Genomic DNA, 23,926 nt, shown 5'->3' with positions numbered 1-23,926 from the left:
CCGGGCGCTCTCCTCGGCGGTCATCGCCCGAGGCCTGGACGGTCGCCCCCCGTTGCGGAGCGGGTGGAGGCGGGCGGGCTCGGCGGCCCGTCAGCGCTGCCGGGGCCGGGCCACCAGGAGTGCGATGTCGTCCTCGGCGGCGGGGGACGGCGGCGGCGCGAGGGAGCGGAGGACGGCGTCGAGCAGGCCGTCGAGGTCTCCGGCGGCGGGCAGTCGCAGGGCGGCGAGCCGCTCCAGCGAGACGTCGATGTCCTCGCCCCGACGCTCGACCAGGCCGTCGGTGTAGAGCAGCAGGGTCTGCCCCGGCAGGAGCGGGTGGGTGGTCTGCTCGTAGCCGCCGAGGCCGGTGCCGAGCGGTGGGCCGGTGGGGATGCGCAGCAGCTCGGTCGGACGGCCGGGGGCGATCAGGGCGGGCGGCAGGTGACCCGCGCTGGAGAGGGTCCAGCGGCCGCGGCCGGGGTCGGCGACGGACAGCAGGCAGGTGGCCGGGCGGGCGGAGTCGTCGGCGGAGATGATGCTGTCGAGCTGACGCAGGATCCGGTGCGGGGGCAGGTCCATTCCGGCGAGGTCGCGCAGTGCCGAGCGGTAGTGGCTCATGTCGACGGCGGCCTCGACGCCGTGCCCCATGACGTCGCCCATGGCGAGCAGGGTGCGCCCGAACGGCAGCCGGACCGTCTCGAACCAGTCGCCGCCGACCACCGAGGCGCTCCCGGAGGGCAGGTAGCGGGAGGCGAGGGCGAGGTTCTGGTGCGGGTTGCCGGGTTCGCTCAGCAGCGCTCGCTGGAGTTCGAGGGCGATGCCCTGGGAACGGGCGAAGCGGCGGGCGTTGTCCAGGGCGGTGGCGGCGCGGGCGGCGAGGTCGCCGAGCAGGGCGGCCTCGCCGGGGGTGAAGGCCGGGCAGGCGGCGGTGCGGCCGAGGGTGAGCAGCCCGATCAGGCGGCCGCGGGCGGCCAGCGGCAGGACGAGCAGCGAGGCCGTCCCGGCCGGGCAGGCGTCCTCGGGGCCGGGCTCGGTGAGCACGGCGACACCGCCGGCCAGGCTGCGGGCGGCGGCCGAGCCCTCCCGGTGGCGGATCGATTCTCCGGGCCGGGGCAGCTCGGCGAGCGCGGTGTCCAGCGCGGGCACGGACCGGGCACCGACGCGGCGCAGCCGCTGGGGTGCACCGTGACCGGCCCGGGCGGGTTCGGCCTCGGGAGGCAGCAGGTCCACGACGGCGAGTTCGGCGAGCCGGGGCACGGCGAAGGCGGCGAGCTCGGCGCCGGTGGAGGCGATGTCGAGGGTGGTGCCGATCCGTTCGGTGGCGGCGTCCAGCAGGGCGAGCCGGGCCCGCGCCTGTTCCAGCTCGCGCAGCTGGTCGCGGGCGGGGTCGGGGTCGTCCAGTACGACGACGATCACCCCGGTGGTCCGCCCGGAGTGCCGCAGCGCCCGGTAGCGCACCCGCAGGCCGGGCGGTACGGGGGCGCCCGCGCCGTCCGGGCCTCCGGTGGCGTGTTCGCGGGCGAGCCCGTCGGCGAGCACCCGGCGCAGGATGCCGAGGGCCCCGGCGAAGGCGGTGGTCGCGGCGGCTCGGCCGAGCAGGTCCGCGCGGCGCAGCCCGGTGGCGGTGGTGAAGGCCGCGTTCAGGTACTGCCAGCGCAGGTGCTCGTCGAGCAGCGCGACGCCGACCGGGGCGGCGGCGAGGACCTCGCGGAGCCGTTCCGGATCGTCGCCGCCGCGGTCGTCGCCGCTGTCACTGCTGTCACCCTCGGTGATCGCACCCAGCCGGGCGGCGAGGGCCGCCGCGGTCGCCGCCAGGGAGCGGGCGTCCGGTGTCACGGGTCGTGGGCCCTCTGCTCGGTTGCCGTGCCGGAAGTGCATACTCCCATGATCACGCGCCCGCGCGCGGCACGCCCACGGGCGGGTGAAACGTTGACCGGCCGGAGACGGTGTTGTGACGGAGCCCGCGGCCGGTCGGCCGGCCACCGGGTCGCGCGCGGGGATGTCCGGGGGAACGCCCGCGGGGCCGTGCGGATACGGCAGGCGAACGCCGGATGATCACCGGTCATACTTGGGCGGCGGCGCCCGGCCCCCGGACGCCCCGGGCCGGCCCCGCCGGCCGTACCGAGCCCACCCGCGACCGAAGATCCAGACCGGAGGACCCGATGAGCCCCCACCAGCCGACCAGTCGCCCGGCGGCCGGGGCCCCCGGGGTGCCGTGGAACCGGCAGCGCCTCCGCAGCAACAACGAGTGGCTGCTGCTGGAGCTGCTGCGCACGGGCGGCGGCTCCTCGCGCGCCCAGCTGGCTCGGGACACCGGTCTGTCCAAGCCGACGGTCTCCGCCGCGCTGGCCGAGCTGGAGCGGGCCGGCCTGGTCCGGGAGGCCGGGCGGCTGGCCCCCGAGCGGGGCCGCACGGCCGTGCTGTACGAGGTCGATCCGACGGCCGGGCACGTGCTCGGCGTGGACATCGGCCGGGCCCGGCTGCGGGTGGCGGTGGCGGACCTGGCCGGGACGGTGGTCGCCCGCCGGGACGTGGCCAACCGGGGCCGCTCGGCGAACGCCGTCGCGGACGCGGTGGTCGCCGCCGCGCACGAGGCGATCACCGAGGCCGGACTGGCCGCCGGGGACATCGTGCACGCGGTGATCGGCACCCCTGGGGTGTGGGACGAGCAGCGGCGCGGGGTGCGCTACGCCAGCAGTCTGCCCGGCTGGGGCAGGCCGGGGCTGTTCGACCGGATAGGGGCGGGCCTGGGAACGGCCGTCTCGGTGGCCAACGACGCCAACCTGGCGGCGCTCGGCGAGTACACCCTGGGCGCCGGGCGGGGCAGCCGGATGTTCGCCTACCTGCTGGTCGGCACGGGGCTCGGGCTGGGCGTGGTGAAGGACGGCGAACTGCTGCTCGGCGCGCACGGCGCGCTGGGCGAGATCGGTCTGGTCCCGCTGCCGGGGCGATCCGGCGAGCCGGCCGCGACCATCGAGCAGGAGGCGGCCGCGGACGCCGTGGTGCGGGCCGCCCGGGACTTCGGGCTGGACGGGGAGTCCGCGACGCGGCAGCTGACGGCGAAGCAGGTGTTCGAGCGGGCCCGGGCCGGCGAGCCGGCGGCGGTCCGGGCGGTGGAGCGGGAGGCCGAGCGGCTCGCCTACGCGGTGGCCGTGCTGTCGGCCGTCCTGGACCCGGACCTGGTGGTGCTGGGCGGAGGGATCGGCAACAGTGCGGACCTGCTCCTGGAGCCGCTGGAGCAGGCCCTGCACCGGCTCGCCCCGATGCGTCCGACGCTCGCGCCGAGCCTGCTGGGGGAGGAGGCGGTGCTCCTGGGCGCGGTCTCCACGGCGCTGGAGAGCGCCCGCCCCGAGGTGTTCGAACGCCGGACCGCGGGGCTGCGCTGACGGTCCGTCGGTGGGACCGGTCGGCCGCCGGGGACGGTCGGTGGGGCGAGGAGGCGTCGTCGTCGCGGCACGGGCCGGCCGGCGACGTTCGGTGGCCGGAAGGTCTCGATCTGCCAACGAGTGAGGGTTCGGTGGACGGTGCGTGTGCAGCTCCTGCTTCAATCGCACGACCCATCCATACGGAACGGAGCGTTCTCCTCCCATGCCTTCACGGATACCCGGTCGCCGCCGGGCCGGCCTGGCCGGATTCGCCGGACTCGTCCTCACCGTCGGTCTGGCGCTGACCGGGTGCGACCCGTCGGCGGCCGACGGCGGCGCCAAGGCCTCGGCCTCGGCCTCGGCCTCGGCGACGCCGACCGCCGTCGCCACCGCGACCACGGCCGCGGTGACCACCCCGCCGGTGACGCCCGCCGCCCCGGCCCCGATCAGCACCCCGCCGGCCCCCGCGGCGCCGGTGGCCACGCCCCCGCCCGTCGCCCCGCCGGCCCAGCCGAGCGCCCACGCGCAGCCGTCCGTCAGCAAGGCGCCGCAGCCGAAGGTGACCACGGCCCAGCCGCCGAACGACCCCGAGCCCCCGGCGGCGGCCGGTGCCGGATGCGAGATCCGCTCGAACGCGGGCAACTGCTACGAGGCCGGACAGTTCTGCCGCAACGCGGACCTGGGCAAGAGCACCCACGACGCCGGCGGCCGGGTCATCTACTGCCGGATGGTCAGCGGGAAGCCGCACTGGCAGGCCTGAGGCCGCTCGGGCCCGGGCCCGGGGTGGTCCGGGCTCAGGAGCCGATGACACCCAGGGTGTCCCAGAACAGGTGCTCGTAGGTTTGGAGCAGCAGCCCGTACTCGCGTGCGGCGGCCAGGGTCGGCTCGTCCAGCCGGTCCGGGCCCAGTGCGTCGGCGGCCTGCTGCTCCAGCTCGGGCGCGGGCTGGGCGAAGAAGTCGAAGAACGCGCAGGCCTCGTCGGAGAAGCCGTACCGGCGGCGCAGCGCCTGCGCGATCGTGGCGCAATAGCCGCCCCAGGCCGCGAAGTTGGCGACCAGGGCGGCGGCCGCGGCCGCGGGCCCGCTGTTCAGGGCGAGCCAGGCGAGGAAGTGCGGGTAGGCCTGGCAGCCCGGAAGCGGTGGACGGGACTCCAGGGCGCCGCGGTCGAGGCCGACGGCGGCGCCGAGCGCGGGAAGGGTGCGCAGCGCGGCGCTCTCGCCCTCGGCCAGGGCGGCGAACCAGGCGCTGACCGGCCGGTCGGCGCAGCGGCCGGCGAGCAGCAGCAGGCTGCGGCGGTCGGAGCGGATGATCCGGTGCTGCTGGGCGGCGAGTTCGGCCAGTGCCGAGCGTGGTGCGGTGCCGTCGGCGAGTGCGGTGACCAGCGCGGGGGCGGTGTCGCCGGGCGCCAATCGGGCGCGCAGGTCCTGGATCTGGTCGAGGATCGGGTGGTTCACCGGCGCCTCCGGGGTGCGGTTCGGTCCGCTGCCATTCCTACCGTCCGGCGGTGCCGGTGCGGTGGCGACAGGCCGGGGCGGTGTGGCGACGCGCTCCCGGCCGGGCTGTGCGCCGGGCCGGGAGCCGGTGGAGCGGGCGACCGCCCCGCATCCGCTTCCACCCGGCTGCACGCCCTACTGCGGGGTGGGGGCGGTCAGCGGGGCGAAGGTCTGTCGGAGGTCGACGACCGTGGTCGGGCCCTTCACCCAGGCGAGCGGGGCATGGTGCACCCGGACCCCGGCCGGTTCCCGGAGCAGCGCTTCGCCGGCCGCGTTCTGCGGCCACTCCACCGAGCCGGTGGAGGTCCGCGCGGGGATGAGCCAGTAGTCGCCCCGGGTGTATGCGCCGCCCGATCGGAAGTACACCTGGACGCCGTCCTCCAGGTCGAGCCAGGCGCCCTCCCGGAGCTGCAGGGCGCCGCCGGCCAGCGGCAGGGCGTCCCGGCCGCGGGGCGCCCGGTGGTCCCAGCGGCGCAGGAACGGGTGACGCTCGGCCAGCCGCCCGACCTCCGGCACCGGTTCGGCGGACAGCCGCACCCGGCGCCCCGGCAGGTCGGTCTCCTCGACCTGGAGCAGGTTCGCCGCCTCGCCCCGGCTGACGTACGCGCTGTCCGCGACCTCGACCCAGTCGCCGACCGAGAGGCTGAGCTTGTCGTCGTCGCCCAGCGTGGTGAGGTCGACCCAGACGCCCTCGATCGAGGCGATCGGCAGGACGACCGAGCCGTTCTCCCGGGACCACTTGAACGTGGCGCAGCCCTCCGCCGAGCCGCCGTGGTGGACCTCCACCCGGTACAGCTGGTTCTCCGGACCCCGGTAGCCGGCCTCGGGGTGGGCCAGACACGGGTCCTCGCTCGCCCGCTCCGGCCGCCGGGCGCGCGCGGCCAGCAGCCCGCCCGGCCGCTCGTACGCCTCGGCCCACGCGTCGAAGGCCTCCCGCACCCGGGACGCCCCGCCGTCCGGAACGCTCAACTCCGAGGCGGGCAGGGCGAGCACCTGCCAGACGAGCTTGGCCCGGGCCGCCGTGTCGGGCATCGCCGCACCGAGCGCGACCTCGCGGATCTCCGGGTCCTCGACGGCGGTGACGCTGCGCTCCCAGACCTTCAGGTAGACCAGGAACGGGAATTCGCCGGGCAGCCGGTCGTCGTCGCGCTCCTGGTCCCGGTAGGCGTCCGGCTGGTCCCAGTACGTCCAGCCGACGGGCGCCTCCCGGGCGTCGCCGCTGTTGTCCTGGCCGCCGTCGTCGGGCACGGCGATGCCGGGCTCGGGCCGGTCGGCCTCGCACAGGATGCCGTCCACGTAGTAGCGGCCGCCGCCGATGGTGAGGTCGTCCACGTCGTGGTTGCCCGGCACGTAGCCGATCGCGAATCCGGCCGCCGCGGCCGGCCCGCCGCGGCGGCCGATCAGGTCGGCGGCGAGCGCGCGCAGCTGGTACCGCTCGATCGCGGCCTGCTCGTTGGCGTCGGCGTCGAGCTGCACCCGGCCCTGCTGGGTCAGCACCGCGGAGTAGTGCTTGCCGGGCCGGAAGGTCAGGCGCGAGAAGTCTGCGTGCACGGTTTCCCTTTCGGGGTCATCGGGGCGGGTCAGGAGACGAAGAAGATCCCGGCGTCGGTGCCGGCCGGCGTGTACTCGGCCAGCCGCGCCCGCAGGTTGTCCTCGCGCTGGGGCTGGAACAGGTCGTGGAAGGCGCCGAGTTCGGAGCGGTCCTCGGCACCGCGGGTGATCTCCGGCGCGCACCCGGCGGCCAACCGGCCGTAGCCGGGCGTGCCGTACCGCAGGTTGGTGAACAGCGGCCGGACCCGCTCGGCCTCCAGCTCGCGCAGCCGGGCTGCCTGCGTCGGGTCCAGCTCGCCGCGCTCGACCAGCTCGGTCACCGCCGAGCGCGCCAGGTCCGGCTGGCACCCGTACCGGCGCGGGGTGCGCGAGCACGGCGGGACGTAGCAGAACCGCAGGCAGCCGAGCGAGCGGCGGGCCACCCGCAGCCGCCCGGTGAACACGCAGTCCTCGGCGATCGGCACCGCGTGGGTGTGCACCTCGCCGACCACCGTGGAGCGGTGGGCGTGCAGCAGCGCGTGGGCGTGCTCGCAGTCGGGCCCGGAGAGCGCCGGGCGCTCGGGCCCGGTGGCGTCCAGGATGCTGTCGGCGAGGTGGATCTCCAGCGGATCGGTGTCCACCTCGTCGCCGACGACCTGGATCGTGCCCAGGATGCTGCGCTCGATCCTCACGCAGGCGGTGGTGTGGTCCAGCACGAGGCTGGGTTCCTGCGGCGAGTGCGGTTCGCAGTGCGGCTCCAGCGACCAGCCCGGCACCAGGGTGCAGTGCCGCAGGGTGACGGAGGCCAGCGGTCCGGTGACGTTGACCCCACGACCGGTGATCAGCAGCCCGTCCAGGACCAGCCGCCCGCCCGGGCAGACGCCCCGCACGTTGAGCGCGTCCGGCCGGTTGCTGTACCAGTCGAGCAGCCGGATCACCGGCCGGGTGCCCTCGGCGGCGCGCAGTTCGAGGCGGTCGTCCTCCGCCAGGTCGAAGTCCAGCTGTTCCTGGTAGGCGCCGCTGTGGGTGATCTCGATGACGGCGGCGCCGCCCGCGCTGCCGTCCTCCTGGTCGGCGCGCCACTGTTGGTAGGCGTCGTTGATCCGCTCGTACGGCCCGCCGGGGCCGACCCGGTAGAGCGCCCGCTGCCCGGTCTCCGGGCGGTCGCGCGGGTACTCGCCGCCGCCGGTGTCGTCGCCGAACGCGTAGTGGTAGTCGACCCAGACGCCGCGGCGCGGGGCGGAGCGGGCGCCGAAGGCGATCCGGCCGAGCAGCGGGTCGACGGCGACCTGGCCGCGCTTGGGCCGGTACGTCCAGTCGCTCAGGTCGGCCACCGTGATCTCGGCGGGCGGGACCGGCTCCTGGGCGCCGTCGCGCCAGATGGCGAAGCTCTTGCCCGGCCCGTAGTAGTCGGCCAGGCGCTCGGCGAGCTGCCGGCGCCGGATCGGGGCCGGCACGTTGTCGATCGCCGCCAGATGGGTGGTCGAAGGCTCCGGCTCGGGTTCGGTGACCAGCTGGGCGTCGTTGCCGAGGACCGAGAACGTGAAGAGGTTCCTGGCCCGGTCGATGCAGTACGCGGGCGCCCGGGTGACCGGGTAGGGCTTCAGCCGCCAGACGTACAGGGCGACCCCGGCCGGCGTGTAGCCGCCCTGGCGGCGGGTGGAGGCGGCCCGGCGCACGTCGGCGGTGTGCGCCTGCCCGTCGAAGGGCCCGCCGAGCAGGTCCAGCTCGGCGCCGCGCCGGACGTCGACCAGCCGGCCCCGGCTCAGCCGCTGACGGTCGGCCGCCTCCTCGTCCGGGCGCAGCAGCCGCACCGGCTGGGTGCCGCCGAGCAGCCGGGAGAGTTCCACCGCTCGGGCCGGCCAGTCGGCGACCGAGGCGGACAGCTCCTCCAGCAGGGCGAGCGTGCCCTTGCGCCGGCGGTAGGCGACGGTGTTCGCCACGTCGTGCCGCGGCGCCAGCCGGGCGGCGAGCCGGTCGCGGGCCGCGGCCCGCTCCGGGGAGGCCCCGCCGTGCAGTCCGGTGGCGAGCACCTCCTCGTAGCCGGGCAGGATCCGGTAGCCGACCAGGTCGCCGAGGTAGGCGACGGCCCAGTCGGCGGCGGTCTCCACGAACCAGTCCTGGTAGCCCTGTTCGATGCCGCTGCGCACGACGTCGACCTGCTCGGCGACGACGGCCAGCAGGGCGCGCAGCGGCTCGCCCTGCTCGGCGTCGCGCAGCCGGTGCCACTGCGGCAGCAGCTCCAGCAGTCCGTCCGGGTCTCGGCTCATCGGACGCACCTCCCGACGATTCGCTCTCCCTGAGCCTCCGGCCGGGGGGGACCCCCATCGCTCACTCATGCGCGGATCTCCTTGAGGATCAACGTGTCGGGCAGGTTCGGCGACAGCAGGGCGAGTTGGGCCGGACGGATGCCGCGGAACACCGTCAGCACGCGGCCGGCCGGCAGCGGGCGGGTGTCGGTGACGGCCGGGTTGAGGCGCAGCAGCTCCGCGACCGAGATGCCGTTGCGGGCGGCGATGTCGGTGAGGGTCTCCCCGTCGGGGTCCCGCACCCGGTAGCGCTGTTCGTCGAAGCGGGCGAGCCGGGCCGGGACGGTCGGCTGCGGCTGGGCGAGCTGCTCGGACAGGTGCTCCAGGCCCATCGGGGTGAGGCTGCCGGGCACGCCGGTGAAGGCGTCGACGTCGACCCGGTCCACGCCGGGGACGGCCTGGGCGACGGCGAGCACCTCGGACAGGTGGGCACTCTGGCCGAGTTGGCGTCCGGCGTAGCCGAGCCGGTCGAGCAGGGCGCGGCGCAGCGCCGGCTCGACCAGGTCCCAGGAGTGGTCCGGGTCGACCTTCACGTTCACGGCGAGGACCAGCAGGACGAGTTCGCGCAGCGCGACCTCGACCGGCAGCCGCGGGTCGCCGTAGGTGGTGAGCGAGGAGCGCAGGGTGCGGATCAGGTCGGAGTCGGGGGTGAGCGGGATGTCGTCCACCCCGGCGACCGTGACGTGGACGAGCTCTCGCCGGCCGTCCGAGAGCCGGGTGGCGCTGGCGCGCCCGATGCCGGCCCGGGAGCGGGTGAAGTCCTCGTAGTCGGGTACCGAGACCAGCCGGTCCAGTGCCGTGACGGCGAGCGGGATGTTGCGCCGGGCGAGGCCGGGGCCGTCAGGGCCGGCGCCGCCGGTGGCGGGCAGCGGGTTGACGACGGCGGAGACGCCGAGCGGGCGGGTGGTGAGCTGGGTGATCCGGCCGGCGCCGACGTTGCCCGACTCGCCGATGCCGATCCGGTAGCGGGCTCGGACGTTCTCCCGGCCGGTGGGCAGGCGTGAACCGTGCACGCCGTCGCCGAAGGTGACGGTGGTGCGGCCGTCGGCCGCGGTCGAGGTGACGTGGACCCGTTCGTCGGCGCCGCGCCCGGCGAGGCTGTCGACCTCGTACCAGCGCACCCCGTCGACCCGGATCTCCAGGGTGCTGCGCGCGCCCCCGGGGGTGTCGGCGGCGAGCCAGGTGAGCGGCGACTGCCACAGCGTGAAGCGCTGCCCGGGGACGCCGGCGTCGCCGCTGCCGATGGCCTCGTCGCGGGTGGCGCCCTGGGTGGCGCGGACCACGTTGCCGAGGACCTGGACGGTGTCGCGCCGGTAGCGGTAGGCGAGCGGGGCACTGAGCGTGATCGTGGTGCGGACGGTGTCCCCGGGCAGGCGCGGGTCGACGCTCTGCTCGACGCCGGCGATCATGGCGAGTTCGGTGCCCCGGACGCCGGTGGTGTTCGGGATGTCGGTCCGCTCGCCGCTGACGGCGATCCACCGGCCGGGGGTCAGCCCGTCGTAGAGCCGGGCGAGTTCGATCCGATCGCCGTGGACCTCCTCGGTGACGGGCTCGTCGGCGAGCCGCAGCGACTCGCCGCGGGCGTAGACGGTGGTGTCCCGGATGTCCGAGAGCTGGGTGTCCTTCTCGTCCAACCACGGTTGCTGCAGGGACAGTTCGGTCACCTTGCCGGTGATGCCGAAGTCGGCGCGGGAGATCACGCGCACGTCGGTCACCCGGGTGATGACCTCGGCGAGGTCGCGGCTGCCCGGGATGCCGCCGTCGATTCCCTTGCGCGGGCGCTGGATGACCACCCAACTGCCGGGCGCGATCTGGTCGTACACGGCGTCGAGGGTGAGGACCGTGCCGGAGACCGGCTGCAGCTTGGTGGTGAACACCACCTCGACCGCGGGCGGCGACTCGTCGGTGGCGGTGTAGCGGTGGACCCGGACGTTCAGCTCGCCGGACTCGCCGGTCTTCTCCTGGCCCGGTTCGAGCTGGTAGTCGAGTGCGGAGCCGGGCCCGCCGTCCACCTTCACGTGGATGCGCCCGTCGGCCTGCGGACGGGACACGAAGACGGTGCGTTCGGGCAGTTCGGCCAGGAACTCGGCGCTGACCCCGGCCTCCTGGTCGGGAGCGGGCACGGCGGCGCGCACGGCGGCGGCGTGCGGGTTCGGCGTCGGTGCGGGCGGCTCGGTGGTGACCACCTTGACCTGCCCGGGGCCGAGGGTGAAGGTGTGGTCCCACGGCAGCGAGAAGCCGTCGTGTGTCAGGCTGCCGGCCTCGACGTACGTGAAGTCGGCGGTCTTCGGGACGGTGCCGGCGGTGTCGAAGCCGATCCGGACGCCGATCAGCGTGCTGCCGGCGAGCGGCCAGTCCACGTAGCGGTCGATCCGGCCGTCGTTGCCGTAGACGGGCTTGAGCGGCGCGGTGGCGCCGAACGGGGTGGCGACCACCCGCATCGCCTGGATCTCGTGCACGGCGAGCGGCGCCGTCAGGTCGACCCGCCGCCAGGCCGGGTAGAGGCCGTCGCGCAGCCGGGGGTCGAGCGCGGACAGGAGCTGCGCGCCGAGGTCCGAGCCGGGCGCGAACAGGCGCTGCGGGTCGCGGGCGAGGTCCCGGGCGCTCAGCGGGGGCCGGGCAGGGGCGGTGCGCAGCGCCGCCAGCACCGAGCCGAGTCCGCGGACGGCCGGGTCGGAGGTGCCGGGAGGGTTCGGCCCGGGCTTGTCGGGAGCCTGCGGCGGCTCCAGCTGGTGGGCGCGGTCGCGCAGGCCGGTCAGCTCCTCGCCGAGGCGCCCGAACCAGTCGGCCACCGGCTGCTGGGACCGGGCCAGTTCGGCGGCCTCGGCCGCCCGGGCGATCACCGGGGCGAGCCGCTCGGCGAAGTCGGCCGGGGTGCTCAGCGGGCCGGTCGGCCGGTCGAGGTCGGCGCGCAGCGGGGCCAGGACCTGTTCGTCGAAGTCCCGGATGATCCGGCTGTGCCCGGGCCTGGGGTTCGGGGCGCCCTCGGAGACGGTGATCCAGTCCGCCAGCTCGGCGCGCAGGTCCTTGAGGGTGCGCAGGTCCCGGGGCAGCCCGATCACCGTGACGTCGTTCTCGCGGTCGAGCCGCACCTCGGGCACCAGCCGCAGCACCCGGTGGACCGGGTCGGCGGCCTTGTCGGCGCTGAAGACGAACAGCAGCCGGTCGCCGGGCTTGATGTTGTTGGCGGTGCCGGCGGCGAACAGTTCGGCCCGGCCGCCGGGGTTCAGCTGTCCGGGCGTCAGCTGGTACGGGCGGCGGCGCAGCACGGCCAGCTCGTTCCAGGCCGAGCGGGCGGCGAGGTCCTCGGCGGTCTCGAAGGACTGCGGGTCCTCGCCGGGGCCGGGCACGCTCTGGCTGCGGGCGCCGCGCGGGACGACCACGGTCGGGTCCTCGGCGGACCGCGGGTCGTGGTCGAGGGTGTAGGCGAGGTAGGTGTCGGCGGCCACGCCGGGCCGGGGCCGGTGCCCGACGAGGCGGCCGAGCAGGGTGAGCGAGCCCTCCTCGACGGCGGTGCGCAGGTATCCCTCGTTGGCGATCCGCTCCGAGTAGAAGGTGAGCACGTCGGCGAGCACGGCCCAGGAGTCCAGCAGCGCGATCGCCGGGTCGTCCGGGGTGCGGACGGTCAGGTCGCGCAGCGCCGGGTAGGCGGGTCCGGACAGCCGGGCGAGCAGGCTGTCGAGGAACTCCCCGTAGCGGCCGACCCGGTAGCCGATGGCGTCCAGCCCGGGCGGGTTGAACAGCGGGACGGGCGTCGTGGTGGCGGTGCCCGAGCAGCCGCAGGTGCACTGGCCGTTCATCGGCCGCCTCCGATCACGATCGAGAGCCGGCCGTTCTCCGGCCGGTCGGGGTCGTTGTCGCAACCGGCGATCTCCAGCGCGCCGAGCCGCAGCAGCCCGTCGGCCAGCTCGCCGTCGTCCCGTCCGAACTGCCGCCGCAGCCGGGTGACCTGGGCGCTGACCACGCCCGGAACGGCGGCGGCGACGGCCACCAGCCGGGAGACCCGGACCGGCTCGCCGAAGCCCAGCGCGTCCGGGTGGAAGAAGCCGAGGCGGCCGTCCGGCAGGGCGCGGTTGCCCAGCACCCGGCGCAACTCGGCGAGTACGTGGCCGCGTTGGTAGCCGGGGGCGGCGCAGACCTGCAGTTCGAGGTCGAGCGGCACCACCAGGGCGGGGCGGACGACCAGGTCGTGGCCGATCCGGCGGTACGCCTCCAGGCCGTCGCCGACCGCCGCCAGCAGGTCGGTGCCCGCGGTGGCCTGCCCGTACGGCTCGACGGCGACGTGGACCTCCTGGACGCTGCCGGTCCAGCGGAGTTCGGCGGCGGCCCGCCGGACGCCCGGCAGGGCGGCGGCCAGCTCCGCGTAGTCGGCGGCGGTGACGGCGCGCAGCCGGGTGCGGCTCGGCGCGAGCGGGGCCAGCTGCCGTACCTGGTCGAGCGGTTCGGGATCGGTGCCGCCGCTCGCGGGCATCGGATTGCGGACCCGGAGCAGTGCGTCCTGCGGCGGTGTGACGGTGCTGCGCCCCCTCGGGTGGGACGGCTGGTCCTGGCAGACCACCAGGTGGTTGATGGCCTCCGCGCCCACGTTCCCGGCCGTGCCGTTGCCGATGCGGTACGCGACCCGCAACTCCGCTCCGGGTCGGGGTGGTTGACCGTGCTGCCCGTCGCCGAAGCGCAGCGCGAGGCGGCCGTCATCCTCCGGCTCGCCGACGAAGTGCCGGTCGCGCGGGCTGTCGGAGAGCAGGTCCCGGCGGGGAGTCCACTCCTGGCCCCCGGCGGTGGCCCGGACGGCCGGCAGCGCGGCACGAGGGTCCTGGACGGCGATCCCGGACGCCGGGCCGGCCAGCGCGGGGGAGTCGGGGTCGAGCCCGGAGGCGTACCGCCCGCCCCAGCTCTGCGCCACCTCCCAGACGCCGGGCCGCCGGAGCACCCCGCCGGAGCGGGCCCGCGCGGTGAGCACCTCGAGGCGGCGAAGCTTGGCGGCGAGCAGGCGGGTGCGGCGGGCCAGCAGCTCGCGCAGTCCGGCGGCGGGCCGGTCGGCGAGGTGCAGATCGTGCACCACCTGGGCCCCGAACAGCAGGGTCAGTTCGGCGAGTTCGGCGCGGGAGAGGGAGTGGCCGCAGTCCGCCCGGTGCCACAGCTCCTCCAGGCGCTGCCGGACCCGTTCGGGGATGCCGGCGAGCAGGACGGCCTGCCGGGCGCAGACGTGCGCCCGGTCCGGGTAGGCGGCGGCCCGGGTGACCGGCGCATAGCGCAGCACCGGGCGGAAGGGCTGCGGCAGGACGGGGTAGCGGGTCTGGTCGAGCAGTGTCTCCAGCGCCGCCGCCTGGGCGTCGGCGGTGGGCGGCTCGACCACGGCGCCCTGGCCGTCCTCGCCCTCCGCGCCCGCGCCCGGCGCGAGCTGGATGCTCAGCCCGGACCGCCGGACCGCCGCCTCGCCGAGCAGCGCGTACAACTCGCGGACCTGTGGCGGGCCGAGCTGGCGGCCGGTCCTGGTCCGGTCGAGCAGTTCGTGGATCGCCTCCGCCGCGGGGCTGCCCCCGGTGCGGTCCGCGCAGCCGGACCCGCCCGGCCCGCAGGGCGCCGTACGGACCGGCTCCGGTGGCACCGCGAAGGTCTCCGGGGCCCCGCCGCAGAAGGTGAGCGAGCGGCCGTGGTCGACCAGGACGACGTTGCCGCGGGCGACGCTCACGTCGGGGACCGGACCGCAGTCGGTGCCGCCGCGCGCGGACAGGCAGACCGGGAAGGTGAGCGCGTCCTCCGGCGCCCAGCCGACCTCGACCACGGGCTGCTCGTACAACTCGTCGACCAGGTGGGTGACCGAGGTCAGCCGGACGGCCTGGCGGTGCGCGGGGTCGGCGTCGGCGGCGGCACCGGTGCGCGGGCCGAGCACCTCCTCGATGACCAGCAGGTCGCCGGGACGCAGTGCCAGGTGCCGGGTGCGGGCCTCCGGCTGGTCGGCCTCGTGCCAGTCGTCGCGCAGGGTGGCGGAGGTCGCGCCCTTCGGCAGGACGCAGTCCTGGTCGCCCCAGGTCCAGAACCGGATGGTGTTGTGCGCGGGGTGCAGCACCAGGTCCGCCCGGCCGAGCGGTTCGAACACCTCGACGGCGGCGGTCCGGGTGAGCGCGTCCAGTTGCCCGTCGGGGATCACCGTGGACAGCTCCGGGCGTTCCTGCGGGCCGAGCCGGCTGACGTCGACGGCGGCGAAGCGGAAGCTGCCGGGGTGGAGGGTGAGCGGACGGTCCGTCGCCAGGGCGACGAACGCCCGGGCGTTGCAGCCGTCGTGCACGGCGTAGTCGATCAGCCGGACGTGCCGGCGCACCGACACCCGGCGGCGGGCCGTGTCGAGGTACGCCTCGGTGGCCACCGCGTCCTGCTGGTAGGAGAGTTGGTCGGCGGTGTAGGCGAGCAGCTCGACCAGGGTGACGCCGAGGTCGGGCAGGTGCCGCTCGGTCCAGCCGGGGGTGGTGAGGCTCATCCGGTCCAGCACGAGCCGCCGCAGGCTCTCGTAGTCGCGGGCGGTGTAGTCGATGACCGGGGCCGGCCGGACGGCGGGCGGGCAGTCCTCCTCGGTGCGGCAGTCGTAGGGGGAGGGGCAGTCGGCGCCGAAGGAGAACCCGGTGCTCGCGTACCTCGGGTCGAAGCCCGGGTACGGGCGGGTGCCCGGCCGGCCGTAGGCGTCCGCCTCGACCACGGTCAGCCGGTAGCGGGAGGTGTCGCCGGTGCGGTCGAGGGTGACGTACATCCGGTCGTCCAGCTCCGGGTCGTCCGCGCGTTCGATGTCGACCGCGACGGCGCGCAGCCCGGTGATCCGGCGGCCGCCGTCGACGCGGATGTTCTCCGGGCCCAGCTCCTGCGGCGCCCGGCCGAGGAAGGTCACGCTCAGCGTGCGCCCGTCGTCGTCCGGCTCGGCGCCGTCGAGGCCCAGCAGCTGCGCCGCTCGCACGTCGGCGCGGCGCAGTTCCGTCCCGCACCGTGCCGTCGGACGTTCGGATCGCCCGGTCATGCCGCCACCCCGCCCTCGAACACGTCCTGCCGCTGGGTACCGGTCCGGCGCACGACGTACGCCAGCTCGACCCGCACCACGTTGTCCTCGCTCTCCACGTCGAGCGAGACGACCTCGATCACGTCGCCGAGCCACCGTTGCAGCGCCGCCTGGACGGACAGTTGCAGGGTGGCCGCCAGCTCCGGGCTGTTCGGCGCGAAGACCAGGTCGAGCAGCCCGCAGCCGAAGTCCGGGTGCATGACCCGCTCGCCGGGGCTGGTGAACAGCAACTGCTCGATCAGGTCGCGCACGTGGTCGTCGTACGCCGCCTCGGCGGTGCGTCCGCGGCTGTCGATCCGGAACGGGAACGCGAGGTCCGTCCGGGCCGGGCCGGGCAGCGGAGCCGCCGGCTGGGCGCCGGGCCCGTCGTGCGGTGCGGTGCTCGTCGTGGTGCTCACACCCCCACCGCCCTCTGCTGGACGACGGTCACGATCGGCGGCCCCTGCGGGACCTGCTCGGCGCTCTGGCACAGCCCGACGGCGGACTGCGGCAGCGCGGGGGAGCCGTTCACCCGGATCCGGGCGGACGGCACCACCCAGCGGATCGTGACGCAGGGCTGGGGCTTGCCGGCCACGTTGAACGGGCAGCCGGTGACGGTGTACAGGTCGGCCGTGCTGGTCACGGCCTGGCCGGCGACCAGCACCCGGGCCTGGGCGGGCAGGGCCGTCGCCTGGGCGCCGTGCGGGCAGGTCACCGTCGCATTGACGTGCAGCAGATTTCCGGGCACGAGTCTCTCCCCCGTCAGGTCACGCTCAGGGCGTCCTGGTTGATGGAAACGGTGGCGCCGACGAGCGAGATCGAGGCGCCCTGGCCGTTGCTGATCCGGATGCCCGAGTCGTTGATCACGATCGAGGCCCCGCTCGGTGTGCGGAGGGTGATCCCCGTGGTCGGGTCGTCGGACAGCACGATCACCCGCCGCCCGGTGGTCTCCAGCACCTGGTTCGGCACGCCCGGCGGGCCGGTCGTCGCCTCCACCGGCACCTCGGAGGCGGAGCCGTACCAGCAGCCCGTCCAGATCGGGTAGCTCTGGTCGCCCTGCTCGAACTCCATCCACACGCCCGCCCCCACCGGCGGGACGGCGTAGTGCCCCATGCCAGGACCGGCCACCGGGAAGCAGGGCATCGCCCAGGTCGACGCGACCTCGCCCAGCACGTCGGGCACCTGGGCCTGGATGCGGCCGATCCCGAGCGGGTCGGCGTTGTTCACCACCGTCCCCCGGAACTTGCCGAGGTAGCGGGTCGGTTCGGCCATGCGGGCAACTCCTGCCGCAGCGTTAGGGGATGACGGTCGGCTGGAGGGCGATCAGGCCCTCGCGGGTCAGCGTGAAGTTCTGGGTGTACGAGCCGCGCTTGAGGTTGTGGGTGACGCTCTTGACGAAGTACAGGCCGTCGTAGGTGAGCCCGGCGCCGCGGACACCGACCAGCTCGCGCGGCCGCAGCACGTGGCCGTACCGGACGACGTCGAGCTGGCCGGAGCCCGAGACGGCGTCCGCCGACTGCATCGCCTTGGCGATGGTCTCGGCGACGGCCTGGGAGCTGTCCTTCTTGGCGGTGTCGGCGATGACCTTCTTCTTCAGTGCCGGCGCGGGCCTGAGCGCGAGCGGCGGACGCAGGATGCTGACCTCCGGCACCGGCAGGACGGCGGACACCTTGGTCGCCGGGAGCTGGACGCGGGCCTCCGGCTCCTCGCGGGCGGTCCCGTCGAAGGCGAAGGTGAGCTGGTCGACGTTGGACAGCGCGTCCATGTTCACGTTCAGCGCGTGTTGCGGCACGCCGAGCCGGATCTCCGGCCCCCAGTAGCCGCGGCTCATCCCGGGGGCCGGGCCGGGGTCGAGGTAGAACACGTAACCGTTGGCCTTCGCCAGCTCGTTGACGTACCCGAGGTCGGTGCCCTTCTGGAAGTCGATCCGCCGGGTCGGCATCGGCGTCTGCGGCACCAGCTCGGGGATGACCAGCGGCACGATGCCGTACTGCCCGTACTTGGCGATGATCGCGGCCACCCGGGCCGCCGGGGACATCGCGGGGAACGGCACGCCGGCCTGCTCCTCCAGGTCCATCAGCACCGTCAGGTCCTCGCCGGTGACGGTGAGCGTGGACTGGCCGGGCTGGTTGCTGATGCCGACCTCCTGGCGGATGATCACACCGTCCATCAGCACGGTCGGGGTGCCCGTGACGGTCACCATCAGCACGACCCGGATCTTCGGGTCGAAGAAGCCGCCCGGCAGCAGCGCGGTGTTGATCAGACCGTGCTTCGACAGGTCGAAGGCCAGCTGGAACCCGCTGCGCTGCCCGGACGCCACCGTGACCTGCGCCGACAGCAGCGCGTCGGTCACCGGCTGCGGCACCGGCACCGGGAGCTGCGGGCCCATCAGCAGACTGAGGTGGATCGACCCGATCGGCCCGCCCCCGGTGACGGCGCCCGTGACGGCCGAGGCGTCAGCCATTCCCCACCCCCGGCCCCGGCACCGCGCCGGGCAGCGCGATGGTGATCCGCCGGCCCGGCGTCGCGGTCAACTCCCGCGGATCGATCACGGGGTTGGCGTCGGCGATCCGCCACCACTGGTCGGCGCTGCCGAGGTAGCGGTAGGCCAGCAGGTCGGGGCGCTCGCCGGCGCTGACGGTGTGCTCGGCGAGCGGGGTCAGGCCGTCGGTGCCGGGCAGCAGCCTCCTGGTGAGGTACGGGACCTGCCGCCCGTCCGGCCCCGTGTGCAACGCGACCGGAACGCCGTGGTACCTGCTGGTCAACGGGTACGGCGAGGGCGCGGGCAGCGCGTTGAGCGGGTCGACGGTCACTGGAACCCCCCTCCCAGCCCGAGCGCACTCAGTCGCCCGCCGGTCGCGGAACCGACCAGCCGCTCCTTCTGCGCCAGGTGCGCGAGGTACAGCTCCGCCCCGCGGTGCCCGGTCGGCAGATCACTGACGGTCAGAACGCGCAGGCCGATCGCGACGGCGGCCCTGATCGGATTCAGGTCGATGTCGAACGCCTCCTCGGTGATGGTCAGTTCGGTCAGCCGCACCGGCAGGATCCGCTTCCCGCCCCAGGTGAACAGGGTGAGCGGCGCCTCGATCGGGGTGATCTCGAGCGTGCCGAGCGCGGCCAGCGCCTGATTGGCCCGCAGCTGCGAACTGGCCGGCTGCGCCAGCAGCTCCAAGGTGGCCAGCTGCGGATGGATCCCGGTCGGCGCCGGCACCTCCAACTGGTCGGTGGCGTCCAGCTCCGCCGTGAACTTCCAGGTCTCGACGGCCGGCCCCTTGAGGCGCAGCGCCTCCGTCCGGTCCCCGGTCCCGTCAGCGCCTGCCACCTGGGGGGCCAGCGAGCGCTCCAGGCTGTCGGGGTTGAACTGCAACACGACGACCCGCTGGGGCGTCCCCCGCAACGCGTCGACGATCACCAGCCCGGCCCTGATCGGCTTGGGCGCGTCCGTGTACCCGGTCATTCCCGTGCAACTCCCATGTTGTCGAATGCCGCGAGCGTCGCGCGTGCACGGTCCCGCAGGTCCTGGACGGCGTCCTGCTCGGAAACGGACTTCAGCAGCGGGCGGAGGTTCGGATACGCCGCGTAGAGCGAGGCGAGGATCGACATGTCCCGGACTTCCTTCGCGGAGTCCTCGAGACCGGCGGCGATCCGCGCGAACACCTCACTGTCAGAGCCGGTGGGGGCCCCCACTCCCAGCCGGATGAGTGCCAGGCCCCGTGGAATGGGCTCCTCGGCGAGATCGACCTGCTCGATGAGGTCTTCCAAGGTCCGGACCGGGAGCTCTTCATCGGCGATGCGCGCGTAGTGCTCCAGGAGCTGCATGTTCGAGCTGGAGGTCTGGACGTACCGTTGCCCGGCAAGCTCGTCCTCCACGTAGTGGATCTTCACCGCGGGCCCGCAGGACCAGGTGATCTTGTATTCCCACTTGGTCTCCGGATCCAGCCAGCCCTCCCTGACCCGCGGCCACGCGTGGGCCGCGCAGAAGGCCTCGACCTCGGCCTCCCCCGGGCCCGGTCGGAGTACGCGTCGGCGGGACCCGAACTCGATGGCACGTTCATTCATTGCCGCTCACCCTGTTCATTCCGATGACCCACTGTGTTGCTCCCAAAGCTTCTCAAGTCTGGCGCGGACGAGCTTCTCGAGCTGGGCGAGTCTCGCTTCGACGACTTCCCGGCTCTCCGCCGCGAGCCCCTCCAGTTCCTTCGCCCACGCCTTCAGGTCGTCAACGCTGGTGAGCCAGGCGCGGAATATCCGGAGCTGCCTTCGACGCATGTCGGACTTCTCCTGGCCGGCCTTCTTGTCCGAGTTTATGAGCGGGCGCTTGCGGGGATTTCCACTGACTCCCACGGGATTGTTCCAGTGGTTCTGGACCGTCTCAAGGTGTTTGTGGAGGCCTTTCCGGATCTTCTTGGCCTTCAACTCGCGCATCGGGAAGTCCCGCGCAAAGTTCGCGAGATCCGAGTAGTCCACCGATTCGTTGCCGAGCCTCAGCCGGCCGCGGCCCCGTGAGGCCATGTCAAGCCCCATGGTGGTCAGCGCGAACGTTGCCGGGTCGCGGCCGCCCTCAACTTCGAAGTGCCATTGCGCGAGCTCAGCCGCATTCTGTTGGTGCGGGCCTGCGGGGTTGCCTCCGGTGATGACGGACAGGGCGCTGGTCGCCAGCGCGCGGCGCTCTGCGGGAGTCCACTCGTTCTCCAGTTTGTCCGTCCACTCGTTGTGCTTGAGAGCGGCCGACTTCAGGGCGCCACCCTCGCGTGAGGTCCAGTGCACCAGCTGGTCCTCCCGTTGGACCTTTCCCGAATAGGACGGCCCCTGGTCCCGCCGTACGCTGGCCAGGATCTGATCACGGTCGCGATACTCGACGTAGCTCGAGAAGTTCATCTGCTCGCGAGCGGGAATGCTCTGGACGATGCCGGACGCCTGGTACGCAGTCCGGTTGGCATCGACCTCGAACCGTTCGGACGTCTGACGCCGCTCCATGTTCCGCTGGCTGACCAGCTGGCTGAGGGCGGAGGTGTCCCTTTCCCCTGATGCCGGCTGGGGTTGAGCCCCGCCGTTGGCCTGCAGGGCCCTCGCCCTGTACTCCTCGCCGATCCTGTTGATCATCAGGATCACGCGGTCGGCGATGTCGACATCGATCCCGTCGACTGCGGTTTCCTGCGGATTGAGCGTCACCAGCACGTGGAAGGCGGAGGAGCCGACCTTCTCGAGTCCGGTGAGCCGGTACCAGACCCGGAGTGCTCGGAGCACTGCGCCCAGGACCCTGTCCGGCAACCCTCGACCGAGCAACCGGTGCAGTTTCGGGCGCAGGCGGGCCAAAATGGCTGCCAGCCGTTGATTCTTCGCCTCCGGCGAGTTCTCGTGGGCGCGGCGTTGGGCGCGCTGCTGCTGGCGCTTCTGGTTCCAGGCACGGAGGCGGTCGCGTTGCTTGCGGTAGGCGTCGCGGATCTTGTGGGCGCCGTTGGTGAGGGCGCGGCCCAGCTTGCTGTTGAGGAGTTTGCGGCCGAGGGTGCGGGCGGCGGTCCGCACGCGGTTGAGGGCGGCCTTGACGGTCTGCCGGCTGGCGTTGAGGGCGCGGCCGACGGGGGAGGTGGGGCGGCGGCGGGGGGTGGTGGGCTTCGGGCGGGGGCGTCCGGGGGTGGCGGCCGACGGGTGGCGCTCCGCGTGGCCGGCGGTGTGGCGGGCCGGTCCGGTGCGGGTGGGGCGGGTGCGGCCGGGGGAGGGCCGCTTGCGTAGCGCCTGGGTGGCCCGGCGCAGGCTTGCCCGGGCCTTGTTGACGGCGTTGCCGGCCGCCTTGCGGGCGCCCTTGCCGGCCTTGGCCAGGCCCTTGAGGATCCGCTGCGCGATCCCCTTGAGCTTGGTCCCGACCGCCTTCCCCGCCCCCTTGAGCTTGCTGAGCAGGAAGTTGGAGATGAAGTCCAGCAGCGCGACCACGCCCGCCGCGACCGCGTCGGCGAACAAGCAGGCCGCCGACCCGGACTTGACGGCCTTGAGGAAGGCGACGAACTTCCCGATCGCGGCGACGATCTTGCTGATGGTGTTCCACGCCGCCACCAGCCCCTGGATGATCGCCATGATCGCGCCCGCCGCCGGCACGATCAGCGACACCAGCTTCTCGACGACGATCGAGACGATCATCCCGGGCAGCGCCGCCACGATCGCCTGCCAGGCCATCCGGCCGATCTGGGCCATCGAGATGCAGCCCTTGACCAGGACGTTGACGATGGTGGAGGTCAGGCCGACGACCGACTCCACCTTCTCGTTGAACCACGTCCGCACCGCGCTCTTGATCGCGCCCCACAAGTAGTGCTGGATGCCGTCGATCGCGGCACTGCCGAGCTTCTTCAGCCAGCCGCCCGGGTCAGGGGCGATGTCGCCGATCAGGGCCGCGAACTCGCCGAAGACCGCGATCGCCTTCTGCACGAAGTCGATCGCGTCCAGCACCGCCTTGCGGACCGCCTCGATCGCGGCCTTCAAGCCCGCCTCCAGCGCGTCCAGCAGGGCGTTCAGCCCGGCTGCCAGCACGTCCAGCAGCTTGTTGACGGCGTTCTTGAGCTTGTCCGCCCACTCGTTGACCTTGGCGACGGCCTTGTCGCGCCACTCCTCGATCTTCTTGCGGAACTTGTCCCGCAGTTCGGGGAAGGCCGCCAGCAGGACGTCGCAGATCTTGATCAGCGCGTCCGCGAGCTTGTTGATCAGGTCGACGGCGAACTTGCGCGCCTGGTCGATCGCCCAGTTCGCGAACTTGCGGAAGCCGTCGATGATGTCGTTGATCAGGCCGCGGAAGAAGTCGAAGACCTTGGTGACCGCCTCGACCAGCGCATCGAAGGCCGCCTTGACCTTGGACTTGACCCAGCCCCACCAGCCCTCGGACTCCTCCTTCTTGCGGTCCTTCTCCTTCTGGGCCTTCTCCTCGGCCTCCTTGCGCTTGTCCTGGATCTTCTGGTTGTCCTGCTGCTGACGGTCCTGGACGTCCTTGTCGGCCTCGGTGCGCTTCTTGTCGATCTGGCCGCTCTTGTCCTTGTGCTCCGCGTCGGCGTCCTGGTCCGCGCCGGTGATCTTCTGGTCCTGCTCGGTGCGCCACTGCTCGCGCTCGGCCGTGACCTTCGCTGCCGCGTCGCCCCGCTCGCCGGCCTGGGCCTGGGCGTTGTCGGCGACCTCCTGGTCGATCTCGGCCTGGTTCTGCCGCCGCGCCTCGGCTTCGCCCTGCTTCTGCTCGGCCTGGGCGGAGCCCAGTTGCCCCTGCCCCTGGCCGACCGCGGCCTGGATCTGCGGGCCGCGCTCCTGCTGGGTCACGATGCCGATGCCCGGCTTGGTGCCGGCCGCACGGCCGGCGCCGGCGCCCCCGCCTTTGCGGCGGCCACCCCCGGGGACGGAGGCGGTGAGGGTCTCCTTCGGCACGTCCGGGTAGATCCGGTCCTCGCCCATCGGCTTGGCGGCGTCCTGGCGGCCGACGCCGAGGATCCTGCCGGAACTCTCCTTGAGCTTCGCCGCCTGCCGGTCGGTGCGCGCCGGGTCACTCTCCCCGGTCAGCTCGACCTTGGGCGCGGCGCCGACGGTGGTGTTCAGCGCCGGGTCGGTCGAGGGCACGCCGTCGACCGCGACCTGGGCCTGCTGGACCTCCTGCGGCGAGACCTGGTTGCCCGGGTCGTCGGCGACGTGCGGCGAGCCGACCCGGTCGCCGGGGTTGCGGCCCTCGACCTGCTTCCGCTCGGCCTTCTGCTGCTCACCGTCCGCGCCCTGCGGGCCGACCCGTTCCAGCCGCTCCGCCACCGCCTCGGCGGGCGGCGCGGCCTCGGGTGTGCCGGACTGGGTCTGCGGGGCTCCGGACGGGCGCTGGACGGCCGGCGGGGCGGCCTGGAGCGCGGCGTGCTTCTCGCCGACCGTACGGTCCACCGAGCCGTCCACGCCGTCCAGGGTGGTGGCCATCTGATCGGGCGGCAGGCTCGCGGCGGTGGCGAGCGCGCTCTGCGGGTCCTGGCCGGAGACGTCGGGCGGGGCGGCCTTCTCCTCCTGCTGCTGGGCCGGGACACCCGCCGCGCCCCCGCCCCCGGCCGCGCAGCCACCGGCGCCGCCACCGTCCGGCTCCGCCTCGGTGGTGGGCTGCTGCGGGCCCGCGCAGGCTCCGCCGCCGGACTCCAGGGAGGCGTCCGGGGCCGGCTGGGCGGCGAGTCCGGCCGGTGCGTCGGCCTGCTCGGCCGCCGGACCGGGCGCGGCGGCGTCCGGCCC

At 74.2% G+C, this 23,926-nt stretch carries 15 protein-coding genes and 1 pseudogene; 2 read left to right on the top strand and 14 right to left on the bottom strand.

Annotated features, from left to right (window positions below):
- Positions 1–90 precede the first annotated feature (90 nt).
- Complete coding sequence (locus ABZ449_RS06665) at positions 91–1,815, bottom strand: SpoIIE family protein phosphatase (protein ID WP_360341250.1); 1,725 nt, start codon at positions 1,813–1,815, stop codon at positions 91–93.
- 326 nt (positions 1,816–2,141) lie between these two features.
- Here ABZ449_RS06665 and ABZ449_RS06660 point away from each other — a divergent pair, with 326 nt between their 5' ends.
- Positions 2,142–3,365 carry an ROK family protein gene (locus ABZ449_RS06660; RefSeq protein ID WP_360341247.1) on the top strand — a complete coding sequence of 408 codons (1,224 nt, stop codon included), beginning with the start codon at positions 2,142–2,144 and terminating at the stop codon, positions 3,363–3,365.
- Positions 3,366–3,567: 202 nt separating this feature from the next.
- Complete coding sequence (locus tag ABZ449_RS06655) at positions 3,568–4,104, top strand: hypothetical protein (RefSeq protein WP_360341244.1); 537 nt, start codon at positions 3,568–3,570, stop codon at positions 4,102–4,104.
- Positions 4,105–4,138: 34 nt separating this feature from the next.
- Here the strand turns inward: ABZ449_RS06655 and ABZ449_RS06650 are convergent, their stop codons facing one another.
- From ABZ449_RS06650 to ABZ449_RS06590, 13 genes and pseudogenes are all read right to left on the bottom strand, one after another.
- Entirely contained in the window at positions 4,139–4,798 is a 660-nt protein-coding gene (locus ABZ449_RS06650; protein WP_360341241.1) for a transcriptional regulator, read from the bottom strand.
- A gap of 174 nt (positions 4,799–4,972) precedes the next feature.
- The gene (locus ABZ449_RS06645) at positions 4,973–6,388 is read right to left on the bottom strand and encodes a DUF6519 domain-containing protein (protein WP_360341238.1); all 1,416 of its coding nucleotides are present in this window, start codon (positions 6,386–6,388) and stop codon (positions 4,973–4,975) included.
- A gap of 29 nt (positions 6,389–6,417) precedes the next feature.
- Positions 6,418–8,637 carry a hypothetical protein gene (locus ABZ449_RS06640; protein ID WP_360341236.1) on the bottom strand — a complete coding sequence of 740 codons (2,220 nt, stop codon included), beginning with the start codon at positions 8,635–8,637 and terminating at the stop codon, positions 6,418–6,420.
- Positions 8,638–8,702: 65 nt separating this feature from the next.
- Positions 8,703–12,476, bottom strand: coding sequence for a putative baseplate assembly protein (locus ABZ449_RS06635; protein WP_360341233.1), 3,774 nt, complete (start codon positions 12,474–12,476; stop codon positions 8,703–8,705).
- The gene (locus ABZ449_RS06630; RefSeq protein WP_360341230.1) at positions 12,473–15,682 is read right to left on the bottom strand and encodes a putative baseplate assembly protein; all 3,210 of its coding nucleotides are present in this window, start codon (positions 15,680–15,682) and stop codon (positions 12,473–12,475) included. The genes ABZ449_RS06635 and ABZ449_RS06630 overlap by 4 nt, the downstream gene beginning before the upstream one ends.
- On the bottom strand, positions 15,679–16,059 hold the full coding sequence (locus tag ABZ449_RS06625; protein ID WP_360341627.1) for a GPW/gp25 family protein: 381 nt from the start codon (positions 16,057–16,059) through the stop codon (positions 15,679–15,681). The genes ABZ449_RS06630 and ABZ449_RS06625 overlap by 4 nt, the downstream gene beginning before the upstream one ends.
- Positions 16,060–16,115: 56 nt before the next feature.
- The gene (locus ABZ449_RS06620) at positions 16,116–16,448 is read right to left on the bottom strand and encodes a hypothetical protein (protein WP_360341227.1); all 333 of its coding nucleotides are present in this window, start codon (positions 16,446–16,448) and stop codon (positions 16,116–16,118) included.
- Positions 16,449–16,462: 14 nt separating this feature from the next.
- Positions 16,463–16,972, bottom strand: coding sequence for a phage baseplate assembly protein V (locus ABZ449_RS06615; RefSeq protein ID WP_360341224.1), 510 nt, complete (start codon positions 16,970–16,972; stop codon positions 16,463–16,465).
- A 22-nt stretch (positions 16,973–16,994) separates the two neighbouring features.
- Positions 16,995–18,164, bottom strand: coding sequence for a hypothetical protein (locus ABZ449_RS06610; RefSeq protein WP_360341221.1), 1,170 nt, complete (start codon positions 18,162–18,164; stop codon positions 16,995–16,997).
- On the bottom strand, positions 18,157–18,513 hold the full coding sequence (locus ABZ449_RS06605; protein ID WP_360341218.1) for a hypothetical protein: 357 nt from the start codon (positions 18,511–18,513) through the stop codon (positions 18,157–18,159). The genes ABZ449_RS06610 and ABZ449_RS06605 overlap by 8 nt, the downstream gene beginning before the upstream one ends.
- On the bottom strand, positions 18,510–19,157 hold the full coding sequence (locus tag ABZ449_RS06600; RefSeq protein ID WP_360341215.1) for a hypothetical protein: 648 nt from the start codon (positions 19,155–19,157) through the stop codon (positions 18,510–18,512). The genes ABZ449_RS06605 and ABZ449_RS06600 overlap by 4 nt, the downstream gene beginning before the upstream one ends.
- Positions 19,154–19,759: a hypothetical protein gene (locus tag ABZ449_RS06595; RefSeq protein ID WP_360341212.1), complete on the bottom strand. Its 606-nt coding sequence runs from the start codon at positions 19,757–19,759 to the stop codon at positions 19,154–19,156. Before ABZ449_RS06595 ends, ABZ449_RS06600 begins: the two co-directional genes overlap by 4 nt.
- Positions 19,760–19,774: 15 nt before the next feature.
- A pseudogene (locus ABZ449_RS06590) lies at positions 19,775–23,926 on the bottom strand (hypothetical protein); the annotation flags it as partial.

The organism is Kitasatospora sp. NPDC005856 (assembly GCF_040629945.1).
GTDB lineage: Bacteria > Actinomycetota > Actinomycetes > Streptomycetales > Streptomycetaceae > Kitasatospora.
Note: the sequence above shows the minus strand (reverse complement) of the source record. Positions and strands in the feature narration are given on the sequence as shown.